The sequence below is a fragment of the Streptomyces sp. NPDC046881 genome (assembly GCF_040645015.1).
In the GTDB taxonomy this organism is placed as follows: domain Bacteria; phylum Actinomycetota; class Actinomycetes; order Streptomycetales; family Streptomycetaceae; genus Streptomyces.
In genome coordinates this window covers 1-10,200 of the sequence record NZ_JBEYXJ010000178.1, presented here as the reverse complement: position 1 = coordinate 10,200, position 10,200 = coordinate 1, and the positions used below count along the sequence as shown (strand labels likewise).

At 71.5% G+C, this 10,200-nt stretch carries 9 protein-coding genes; 5 read left to right on the top strand and 4 right to left on the bottom strand.

Annotated features, from left to right (window positions below; translation table 11 throughout):
- Nucleotides 1–91 precede the first annotated feature (91 nt).
- Nucleotides 92–1,693, bottom strand: a complete 1,602-nt coding sequence (locus ABZ923_RS39790) for a beta-N-acetylhexosaminidase (protein WP_361482798.1) — start codon at nucleotides 1,691–1,693, stop codon at nucleotides 92–94.
- 96 nt (nucleotides 1,694–1,789) lie between these two features.
- Here ABZ923_RS39790 and ABZ923_RS39785 point away from each other — a divergent pair, with 96 nt between their 5' ends.
- Nucleotides 1,790–2,662, top strand: coding sequence for a DUF4429 domain-containing protein (locus ABZ923_RS39785; RefSeq protein ID WP_361482795.1), 873 nt, complete (start codon nucleotides 1,790–1,792; stop codon nucleotides 2,660–2,662).
- Nucleotides 2,663–2,684: 22 nt separating this feature from the next.
- On the opposite strand, the gene ABZ923_RS39780 is transcribed toward ABZ923_RS39785, so the two are convergent.
- Complete coding sequence (locus tag ABZ923_RS39780; RefSeq protein WP_361482792.1) at nucleotides 2,685–4,283, bottom strand: metallophosphoesterase family protein; 1,599 nt, start codon at nucleotides 4,281–4,283, stop codon at nucleotides 2,685–2,687.
- Nucleotides 4,284–4,448: 165 nt separating this feature from the next.
- Here ABZ923_RS39780 and ABZ923_RS39775 point away from each other — a divergent pair, with 165 nt between their 5' ends.
- Together ABZ923_RS39775 and glmS are read left to right on the top strand one after the other, a co-directional pair.
- Nucleotides 4,449–4,706, top strand: a complete 258-nt coding sequence (locus ABZ923_RS39775; RefSeq protein WP_361482789.1) for a hypothetical protein — start codon at nucleotides 4,449–4,451, stop codon at nucleotides 4,704–4,706.
- A 46-nt stretch (nucleotides 4,707–4,752) separates the two neighbouring features.
- Nucleotides 4,753–6,570: a glutamine--fructose-6-phosphate transaminase (isomerizing) gene (gene glmS, locus ABZ923_RS39770; RefSeq protein WP_361482786.1), complete on the top strand. Its 1,818-nt coding sequence runs from the start codon at nucleotides 4,753–4,755 to the stop codon at nucleotides 6,568–6,570.
- A gap of 75 nt (nucleotides 6,571–6,645) precedes the next feature.
- Here the strand turns inward: glmS and ABZ923_RS39765 are convergent, their stop codons facing one another.
- Together ABZ923_RS39765 and ABZ923_RS39760 are read right to left on the bottom strand one after the other, a co-directional pair.
- A complete protein-coding gene (locus tag ABZ923_RS39765; RefSeq protein WP_361482783.1) occupies nucleotides 6,646–7,206 on the bottom strand; it encodes a GPR1/FUN34/YaaH family transporter in 561 nt (186 codons plus the stop codon).
- Between the two features lie 147 nt (nucleotides 7,207–7,353).
- Nucleotides 7,354–7,881: a universal stress protein gene (locus ABZ923_RS39760; RefSeq protein ID WP_053710488.1), complete on the bottom strand. Its 528-nt coding sequence runs from the start codon at nucleotides 7,879–7,881 to the stop codon at nucleotides 7,354–7,356.
- Between the two features lie 314 nt (nucleotides 7,882–8,195).
- Here ABZ923_RS39760 and ABZ923_RS39755 point away from each other — a divergent pair, with 314 nt between their 5' ends.
- Nucleotides 8,196–8,465 carry a hypothetical protein gene (locus tag ABZ923_RS39755; protein ID WP_361482780.1) on the top strand — a complete coding sequence of 90 codons (270 nt, stop codon included), beginning with the start codon at nucleotides 8,196–8,198 and terminating at the stop codon, nucleotides 8,463–8,465.
- Nucleotides 8,466–8,843: 378 nt separating this feature from the next.
- The gene (locus ABZ923_RS39750; RefSeq protein WP_361482777.1) at nucleotides 8,844–10,061 is read left to right on the top strand and encodes a helix-turn-helix domain-containing protein; all 1,218 of its coding nucleotides are present in this window, start codon (nucleotides 8,844–8,846) and stop codon (nucleotides 10,059–10,061) included.
- The last annotated feature ends 139 nt before the right edge of the window (nucleotides 10,062–10,200 follow it).

Below are 10,200 nucleotides of genomic sequence, written 5' to 3'. Positions count from 1 at the left end.
GCCGCCTCCACACCCCCCGCGCGGTCGTCCGCGGGCCGCCCGGCCGCCCGCCCCCCGGGGGGCCGGCGCGGGGGGGGCCCCCCTCGGCCGGTCAGCGGGCCGGCCAGGGGACCTGCGGTGAGCGGTAGTAGCGGATGCCGAGGGCGTCCCAGCGCGGGGCCTGGGCGGCCAGCCGCACCCGGTAGGCGCTCCAGTCGTGCGTGGCCGGCGGTGACCAGCCCAGCTCGGCGGCGCCGGCGAGGCGCGGGAACGCCATGTACTCGATGTCGGCGGTCTTCGTGAGGGTCTCGGACCACAGCGGCGCCTCGACGCCCCGGATCGCCGAGGCCGGTACGCCGGACAGGTAGGTGCCGGGGTCCCAGTCGTAGGAGCGCCTCACCTCCACCAGGCCCGCCCACCGGGTGCCGAGCCTGGTGGCGCTCGTGTACTTCATGTCGAGGTAGAGCCGGTCGGCCGGGGACAGGATCAGGTCCGTGCCGTTCCGGGCCGCCTGCGCCACCTGCGCCTTCTCCGCCGCGCTGGTGCCGTCCAGGCCCCAGTACTGGGCGAGGGCGCCGCGGGCCGGGTGTGCGCCGGTGAGCTGGTGCCAGCCGATGACCGTCTTGCCGTACCGGGCGACGACCGGCTGCACGCGGTCCATGAAGGCGACGTAGTCGGCGTGGCTCGTGGAGTGCGCCTCGTCGCCGCCGATGTGCAGGTAGCGGCCGGGGGTGAGGGCGGCCAGCTCCCGGATCACGTCGTCCACGAAGTCGTAGGTGACCTGCCGGGGCACGCACAGCGAGCTGAAGCCGACCTTGGTGCCGGTGTACAGCGGGGGTGCCACGCCGTCGCAGTTGAGCTGCGCGTAGGAGGCGAGGGCCGCGTTGGTGTGGCCGGGCATGTCGATCTCGGGCACGACCTCCAGGTGGCGGGAGGCCGCGTACCGGACGATCTCCCGGTAGTCGGCCTTGGTGTAGAAGCCGCCCCGGCCGCCGCCGACCTGGGTGGAGCCGCCGTAGGTGGTCAGGCGCGGCCAGGAGTCGACGGCGATGCGCCAGCCCTGGTCGTCGCTCAGGTGCAGGTGCAGCTCGTTGAACTTGTAGAGGGCCAACTGGTCGATGTAGCGCTTGACCTGGGCGACCGTGAAGAAGTGCCGGGCGACGTCCAGCATGGCGCCCCGGTAGGCGTAGCGCGGGCGGTCCTGCACGGTGCCGCCGGCGATCCGCCAGGGCCCGGGCTGCACGGTCTTCCTCTCGACGGCGGCCGGGAGGAGCTGACGCAGGGTCTGCACGCCGTGGAAGAGCCCGGCGGGGGTGCTCGCGGTGAGGGTGACCCCGCCGGCGCCGCTCGTCAGCCGGTACCCCTCGGCGCCGAAGTCGCCGCGGGCCAGCCGGAGCCGGATACCACCGGTGCCGCGGTCGGTGACCGGCAGCGGGTAGCCGGTGGCGGGCCGCAGCAGGCCGGCCAGATAGGCGCCGACCCGGCGGACCTCGGCCGAGCCGTCGACGCGCACGCCGGTCGCCCGGGTGATGCGGTACGGCGTCCCGCCCGGGGTGACGGAGTCCGGTGCCGGGACCACCCGGTCCAGCGGGGTCGGGACGGCGGCCTCCGCCGCGGGCGCCGCCCCCACGGTGACGGCGCCGGCCGCCGCGAGCAGCAGCAGGGCACCGAGGACGCGGGGGATTCGGGGAGTCGTGCTGTGGTTCCGTCTCACATGCGCTCCCTTCGGAGGGGGTCGACCGTCGGACGGGGCTGACCGCCCGACGTGGTCGAGACCACTGTCCCGCAGATCGGGTGAAACAATCCCCGCATGGCGGAAATCATCCAGAAGGACGGCACCTGGGTCTTCGACGGCGACGCCCTGCGCATCACCCCCGGCCGGGACAAGAGCGTGGGCCTGCTCCGCCGCGAGCTGGGCGAACTCGTCGTACCGCTCGGCGCGTTGGCCGGTGTCTCGTTCGAACAGGGCCGGAAGGCGGGGCGGCTCCGGCTGCGGCTGCGCGACGGCGCCGACCCGCTGCTGCAGGCCACCGCCGGCCGGCTCGCCGAGGCGCACGACCCGTACCAGCTGGCCGTGGAGCCCGACCGGTACGGCGTCGCCGAGTACGTCGCCGACGAGCTGCGCAACGCCCTGCTCCTGGAGGGGGTTTCCCCGGACCCGGCCGGCACCTACCTGCTGCCGGGCCCGTCGCTGCCGGTGTCCGTCTCGGCCGGGGACGGCACGGCGGGCTTCGACGGGGAGCGGGTGCGGCTGGAGTGGAACTGGAAGACGGAGGACGCCAAGGCCTCCACGGGCCCCCGCACGATCCCCCTCGCGGACATCACCGGCGTGGAGTGGCAGCCGGCGGCCGGCCTGGAGAACGGGCATCTGCGGTTCCTGGTGCGCGGCGCCCCGGTCACCGCGCCGCCCAAGTACGACCCGAACGCGGTCGAGCTGTGGGGTTTCAAGAAGGACCCGCTGATGGCCCTGGTCGCGGCGGCCGTGCAGGCGCGCCTGCCGCATCCCTCGGCGGCCGGCCCCGGCCTGCGGAAGATCCCGTCGCAGCCGGCCGGGGAGCGGGCCGGGGACGACCACGACGCGCTGCTGCGCCGGCTGCGCGAGCTGGGCGAGCTGCACCGCGACGGGGTGCTGACGGACGAGGAGTTCACCCTGGCCAAGCAGGCGGTCCTCAAGCGCCTGTGAGGACCGCCTGCGCCACGGGTGCCTACTTGGCCCTGCGGGACACCGTGAAGTGGTCGATGCGGTCGCCGGTCTCGGCGATGCCCGACACCTTCAGCGTGGTCTGCCGGCCCTTGGGCGCGGGGGTGACGTCCACGCGCAGGAAGGAGTAGTTCAGGTACCGCACCCGGGACCAGGCGACGGTCTCGTCGACCTTGCCGTCCTTGGTGTTGACGAAGGAGGCCACGGACTCGGTCTCGTGCTCGTGGCCCTCGTAGGAGTCCGGGGCGGAGAAGGCGTACAGGCTGCGGCCGGCGGCGCCGGCGGTGACGTACACCACTCCGTCGGTCTCGGGGTAGGCGGTGCCGCCGATCGGCAGCTTCTTGGCGACCTTGCCCGCCTTGATCACGTCGGTGCGCTCGTACTGGTGGTTGTGGCCGTTGATGACCAGGTCCACCGTGTACTTCTCGAACAGCGGCACCCACTCCTGGCGCACCCCGCCCTCCGAGGCGTGCGCGGTGGAGGTGCAGTAGGCGCAGTGGTGGAAGAAGACGACGACGAAGTCGACGTCCTTCGAGGCGCGGAACTTCTTCAGCTGGCCTTCCAGCCACTTCGTCTGCGTTCCGCCGGATATGCCCAGGTTTGCCGGTATCTCGAAGGAGATGTCGTTGGCGTCGAGCGAGATGACCGCCGTGTTGCCGTAGACGAAGGAGTAGACGCCCGGCAGGTTCTTCTTGTCGGGGCCGTTGTCCGGGAGGTTCCAGCGGGCCTCCTCGCCGCCGTAGCCGTTGGGCGAGTACCAGGCCTCCATGTCGTGGTTGCCGTACGCGGGCATCCACGGGACCTGCTTGGCGACCGACTCGGTCTGGGCGAGGAAGGAGTCCCAGGTGCGCGCGTCGAAGCCGGCGTCGGTGGTCTTGCCCGCGCCGGACGGGTCGGCGTAGGCGATGTCGCCGGCGTGCAGGTGGAAGGCCGGGTTCTGGCCGAGGAGGAGGCTGTTGTTGGCCAGGCCGTGGTAGCCGACGCCCTCGTCGCCGAAGGCGGTGAAGGTGAACGGCGCCTTGTGGGCGGGGGCGGTGGTGAAGGTGCCCACGGTGCCCAGCAGGTGCGGTGCGGCCGGGTCGAAGCCCTGGTGGCCGACGCCGTAGTAGTAGGTCCGGCCGGGGCGCAGGTGGGTCAGCTTCACGTGCAGGTAGTACTGGGTGTGGTCGCCGCTCGCACCGACACCGGCCGGGGTGTACAGGGTGCGGATCTCGGCCTCGATCTTGCGGGAGAGGTCCCAGGGGTGGGCGCCGATGCGGAGGAACGGCTTCTTGACGGCGACCGGGACCTGCCAGGAGACGGTGATCTCGGTGCGCGGGTCGTTGCCCCAGGCCAGGTGGCGGCCGAAGGGGGCGACGAGGGAGCCGTCGACGGTCGCGGCGGCGGGGGCGGTGCTCCCCCACTGCCTGAAGGGCGTGGGAGGTGCCCCCACGGCGGGTACGGCGGCCCGGGCGGTGGCGCCCGGCACGAACGCGCCGCCCGCGACGGCGCCCAGCGTGACGGCGCCGCCCCTGATCATGGTGCGCCGCGAGAATCTGGCGCGCAGGTACTCATGCTGCTCGGCCATGCTCATGCGCGCGGCCAGCTTCTCGGGTACTCCCATACGAGGAATGTCCATGGCGTCTGAAACTCGTCGGTTCGGGCAACGAGTCGCAAGACGCGGGATGGACAGCTTGCGAACAGAGCCCCATAAGACTTTCAACAGGCGCTTGCCCGAAATCGGGCACGATTCTTGCGAAACAGCCGCCGGTACTCCAGGATCTACCGGGTGCACGACGAACTTCTTGATCATCTGACGCGGTCCACGCCCCTCAGCCGGGGCGAGGCGCTGCGTGTGGTCCAGGACGTGCTCGCCTACTTCGACGAGACGACCCAGGAGTACGTCCGTCGCCGCCACCGCGAACTCCAGGCCCAGGGCCTGGTGAACACGGAGATCTTCGAACGGATCGAGGCGGACCTGAAATACCGGGCGGTGGCGCCGCCGGAGCTGACGCTCAGGCAGCTGCGCCGCATGGTCTACGGCTGAAACCAGCCGGAGCCGGACCAGCGACAGCCAAGGGATACCTCTATATATGTGCGGAATTGTCGGATACATCGGGAAGCGTGACGTCGCCCCTCTCTTGCTGGAGGGTCTCCAGCGCCTGGAGTACCGCGGCTACGACTCCGCGGGCATCGTCGTCAGCTCCCCGAAGACGCCCGGCCTGAAGATGGTCAAGGCCAAGGGCCGGGTGCGCGACCTGGAGGCCAAGGTCCCGGCGCGCTTCAAGGGCACCACCGGCATCGCCCACACCCGCTGGGCCACCCACGGCGCCCCCTCCGACGTGAACGCCCACCCGCACATGTCGGCCGACCAGAAGGTCGCCGTCGTCCACAACGGCATCATCGACAACGCCGCCGACCTGCGCCGCAAGCTGGAGGCGGACGGCGTCGAGTTCCTCTCCGAGACCGACACCGAGGTCCTCACCCACCTGATCGCCCGCTCGCAGGCCGAGAAGCTGGAGGACAAGGTCCGCGAGACCCTGCGGGTGGTCGAGGGCACGTACGGCATCGCGGTCATGCACGCCGACTTCTCCGACCGCATCGTGGTGGCCCGCAACGGCTCCCCGGTCGTCCTCGGCATCGGCGAGAAGGAGATGTTCGTCGCCTCGGACATCGCCGCCCTGGTCGCCCACACCCGCCAGATAGTGACGCTGGACGACGGCGAGATGGCCACCCTCAAGGCCGACGACTTCCGCACCTACACCACCGAGGGCACCCGCACCTCGGCCGAGCCGACCACCGTGGAGTGGGAGGCGGCCTCCTACGACATGGGCGGCCACGACACCTACATGCACAAGGAGATCCACGAGCAGGCCGACGCCGTGGACCGCGTGCTGCGCGGCCGCATCGACGACCGGTTCTCCACCGTGCACCTCGGCGGCCTCAACCTGGACGCCCGCGAGGCCCGGCAGATCCGCCGCGTGAAGATCCTCGGCTGCGGCACCTCGTACCACGCGGGCATGATCGGCGCCCAGATGATCGAGGAGCTGGCCCGCATCCCCGCCGACGCCGAGCCGGCCTCCGAGTTCCGCTACCGCAACCCGGTGGTCGACCCCGACACCCTGTACATCGCGGTCTCCCAGTCCGGTGAGACCTACGACGTGCTGGCCGCCGTCCAGGAGCTCAAGCGCAAGGGCGCCCGGGTCCTCGGCGTGGTCAACGTGGTGGGCTCCGCGATCGCCCGCGAGGCCGACGGCGGCGTCTACGTGCACGCCGGCCCCGAGGTCTGCGTCGTCTCCACCAAGTGCTTCACCAACACCACGGTCGCCTTCGCGCTGCTCGCCCTGCACCTGGGCCGCACCCGCGACCTCTCGGTCCGCGACGGCAAGCGGATCATCGAGGGCCTGCGCAAGCTGCCCGAGCAGATCACCGAGATCCTCAAGCAGGAAGAGGACATCAAGCAGCTGGCGGAGAGCTACGCCGACGCCCGCTCGATGCTCTTCATCGGCCGCGTCCGGGGCTACCCGGTGGCCCGCGAGGCCTCCCTGAAGCTCAAGGAGGTCTCCTACATCCACGCCGAGGCCTACCCCGCCTCCGAGCTGAAGCACGGCCCGCTGGCCCTCATCGAGCCGGCCCTCCCCACGGTCGCGATCGTCCCCGACGACGACCTGCTGGAGAAGAACCGCGCGGCCCTGGAGGAGATCAAGGCCCGCAGCGGCAAGATCCTCGCCGTGGCCCACCAGCACCAGGAGAAGGCGGACCAGACGATCCTCGTCCCGAAGAACGAGGACGAACTGGACCCCATCCTGATGGGCATCCCCCTCCAGCTCCTCGCCTACCACACGGCGAAGGCCCTGGGCCGCGACATCGACAAGCCGCGGAACCTCGCCAAGTCGGTGACGGTGGAGTAAGACGCGGAGACAGCGACAGAACGGACCCCCGCGTGGCCACCAAACACGCGGGGGTCCTTCCCGTGCTGCTGCTCATCAGCCGGCGGCCGTCACCCCCCGGCCCGCAGCACGCCCCGGAAGGGCCGTCGGCCAGTGGGCCGGCGCGGCCGTCGCCGCGTACCAGGCCGCCGCGCCCGAGACGGCGGCCACCCAGCCGCCGGCCTTGGTGAGGGCCGAGCTGTCCGCGAACTGCGCCACGGCGAGCACGAGCATCGCCAGGAACAGCAGGCCGTGCACGACCTGGCCGAGACCGTCGCCGCCGGCGAGGGTCAGCGTGAGCGCCACGAGGGCGAACAGGAGCAGGAAGAGCCCGGCCGCGTTGGCGGACGAGTGTCCGGCGACCGCCCAGGTGAACCACAGCGCGCCGAGGGCCGCGAAGCCCGTACCGGAGGCGCTGTCACGGTCCCGGAGGGCCAGCAGGCCGATGAGGAACAGGGCGACTCCGCCCACGTAGTGGGCCACTGACACGGCGTCGGACGCGGCCACGCCGTCGATGACACCGGTGGTGCCGAGCCCGAACGCCAACAGGGTGGTGCCCAGGGCGAGTCGGCCGGCCACGGTGGTGCTTCCGCTTCCCGCAGAGACGTCGTTGTCCACGGCGGGCTCCCTTCGTGCAGGTGCAGTCGTGCGGTGAGCGCTATATGCCCTTCACAAAGGCACAAACCACCTCTACGCGCGAGTAGTTTTGCGCTGCACCAAGCGACACCCAGCCGCCTCAAGGGAGTTGGAGGGGAGACGGGAGGCTCAGGGAATGACGATCACGGGCCGCTGCGCCCGCTTGGCGAGCCGTCCCGCGACGGAGCCGAAGATCCGGCCGACGATGCCGTGCGTGGAGCCGACGACGATCGCGTCGGCCTCGTACTCCCGCCCGACCTCTTCCAGCTCGTGACAGATGTCACCGCCCCGCTCGACCAGGATCCACGGCACCTCGGCCAGATAGTCCGCACACGCCAGCTCCAGCCCCAGGACCTCCGTGCGGTGGTCCGGCACGTCCACGAAGACGGGCGGCTCGCAGCCGGCCCACACGGTGGTGGGCAGCCGGTTCGCGACGTGCACGATGATCAGACCGGAGTGGGAACGGTGGGCCATGCCGATCGCGTAGGCGAGGGCGCGCTCGCTGGAGGTGGAGCCGTCGAAGCCGACGACGACTCCGTGCCGGAAGGCGGGGTCGCAGGAAGGGCGTGACTCTTCCGCCGCCAGGGGATCGGCCGCCGTGGGATCGGCGACCGGCCGCTTGCGGTCCGCGGGTTCGAAGAATTCGTGACCGGCCATGGCTGTCTCGGCGTAGTGATCCTTTATGGGAGGGATGACAGTGTGCGGCGGAGCTGTGTCCGGGAAACGTCTTCCCAAGCCCATACCCTCAAGGGTACGGCGGCACGCCTCCTGAGCCCAGATCCCGCGCACGCTCCGTGAGCGGCCCCCCGACGTCCGTAGGGGTTCACCGGAGCATGCACGAGCCGCGCCCGTAACGCAACGGTTGCTGCCCCGTACAGGCGGTTTGCACAGCGTTCACAGCTGCGCCTGCGGTGACCGACCGGTCGGACGGGCGTTGAATCGGGGTGAGCCACCGCCACAGGGAGTACGAGATGCCCGGACGCCGACCCAGCAGCGAGCCGCGCCCCGCGCCCGACACCGCGAGCGATGTGATCCGCTGGGCGGCCTTCAGCTGCGTGCTCGTGCCCGTGGTGCTGGTCTGGTACGGCACCTCGCTGGCCGGCGCCACGGGCGCCGCGCTGGGCCTCGCCGCGGTCACGGCCGTCTGCCGGGTGCTGCTGCGCCGCTCCGAGCGGGGGGCCCGGCGTTGCGCGGCGCAAAGAGGCGGACGTCACACCCGGGAGCAGACACCGGTCGACTGACCTGTTTCCGTGCCTCCGAACGCTGCTTTTCAGCCAACTTCTGGATATCGGCCAGGAGGGGTCCGAACCACCCTCCAACCCCCGTTCCACCTGCACGGAAAGGGTCTACGGGCCGCTGCGCACCCTACGCGGTTTGGCCACTGCGACAAGGCGCACTTCCCTGCACGCCTCACGAGTGCAACGCTTCGTGATCGAATGCTTCACGCCAAGTTGTCATGTCGACAATGTGCCGCGTGAGGAACTGGTCACCGCCCGATCGCGGGAGCCAGTAGATTCGATCTTGACTGTCTTACGGCGGGGGACTCGTGCAGGACCGAGGGGAAACGTGCAGGAGCGACACAACCGAGGAGCCGCGACCACCGAGGGGGGCTTAGCAGTATGAGCCACGACTCCACTGCCTCGCCGGACGCCGCAGCCCGGAAACTGTCCGGGCGACGCCGCAAGGAGATCGTCGCGGTGCTGCTGTTCAGCGGCGGCCCCATTTTCGAGAGTTCCATTCCGCTGTCGGTGTTCGGGATCGACCGCCAGGACGCCGGCGTGCCGCGCTACCGCCTGTTGGTGTGTGCCGGCGAGGAAGGCCCGCTGCGGACCACAGGGGGCCTGGAACTCACCGCACCGCATGGGCTGGAGGCGATCTCACGCGCCGGGACGGTCGTCGTACCGGCCTGGCGTTCGATCACCTCACCGCCACCGGAGGAGGCACTCGACGCGCTGCGCCGGGCACACGAGGAAGGCGCCCGCATCGTCGGGCTGTGCACGGGCGCGTTCGTGCTCGCCGCGGCCGGACTGCTGGACGGCCGCCCGGCGACCACGCACTGGATGTACGCACCGACGCTGGCCAAGCGCTATCCGTCGGTGCACGTCGATCCGCGTGAGCTGTTCGTCGACGACGGCGACGTGCTGACGAGCGCGGGTACGGCGGCCGGAATCGATCTCTGTCTCCACATCGTGCGGACGGACCACGGCAACGAGGCGGCCGGCGCGCTCGCCCGGCGCCTGGTGGTCCCGCCGCGCCGGTCGGGCGGTCAGGAGCGCTACCTCGACCGCTCTTTACCGGAGGAGATCGGCGCCGACCCGCTCGCCGAGGTCGTCGCCTGGGCGCTGGAACACCTCCACGAGCAGTTCGACGTGGAGACCCTGGCGGCACGCGCCTACATGAGCCGCCGTACGTTCGACCGCCGGTTCCGCTCGCTCACCGGGAGCGCTCCGCTGCAGTGGCTGATCACGCAGCGGGTGCTCCAGGCGCAGCGGCTGCTGGAGACGTCGGACTATTCCGTGGACGAGGTGGCGGGGCGGTGCGGCTTCCGTTCACCTGTCGCGCTGCGCGGGCACTTCCGCCGCCAGCTCGGCTCGTCCCCGGCCGCCTACCGGGCCGCCTACCGGGCCCGTCGCCCGCAGGGCGACAAGCCGGGTGAGGCGGAGGCGATGCCGCCGTCCGGCCAGCAGGGCGCGCCCGCGGGCCTGTCCGGCACCGGACCGGTGGGCCCGCCACCGGCCCTGCTGCACGAGCACCGGGACGGCGGGGTGCCGCTGCAGAGCCGCCGGGCCGCGGCCGGCGCGGTGGGGCTGCTGCCGGGACCGCGCAGCGGTAACTGAGCGGCCCGCGTACGGAATGCGAACGGGGGCGGAGCGGGACTCCGCCCCCTTCGTGTGTCCGTGGGGGGGCGGGCTGGAGCCCCCGCTGCGCGCCCGGCGCCCCGGGGCGCGGTACGTGTCGGACCTGGAACACTACGAG

Excerpts from the sequence above, each read along its gene's own strand:
- ABZ923_RS39785 (WP_361482795.1), top strand. The coding sequence starts at position 1,790 with ATGGCGGAAATCATCCAGAAGGACGGCACCTGGGTCTTCGACGGCGAC.
- ABZ923_RS39780 (WP_361482792.1), bottom strand. The coding sequence starts at position 4,283 with ATGGGAGTACCCGAGAAGCTGGCCGCGCGCATGAGCATGGCCGAGCAG.
- glmS (WP_361482786.1), top strand. The coding sequence starts at position 4,753 with ATGTGCGGAATTGTCGGATACATCGGGAAGCGTGACGTCGCCCCTCTC.
- ABZ923_RS39760 (WP_053710488.1), bottom strand. The coding sequence starts at position 7,881 with ATGGCCGGTCACGAATTCTTCGAACCCGCGGACCGCAAGCGGCCGGTC.
- ABZ923_RS39755 (WP_361482780.1), top strand. The coding sequence starts at position 8,196 with ATGCCCGGACGCCGACCCAGCAGCGAGCCGCGCCCCGCGCCCGACACC.
- ABZ923_RS39750 (WP_361482777.1), top strand. The coding sequence starts at position 8,844 with ATGAGCCACGACTCCACTGCCTCGCCGGACGCCGCAGCCCGGAAACTG.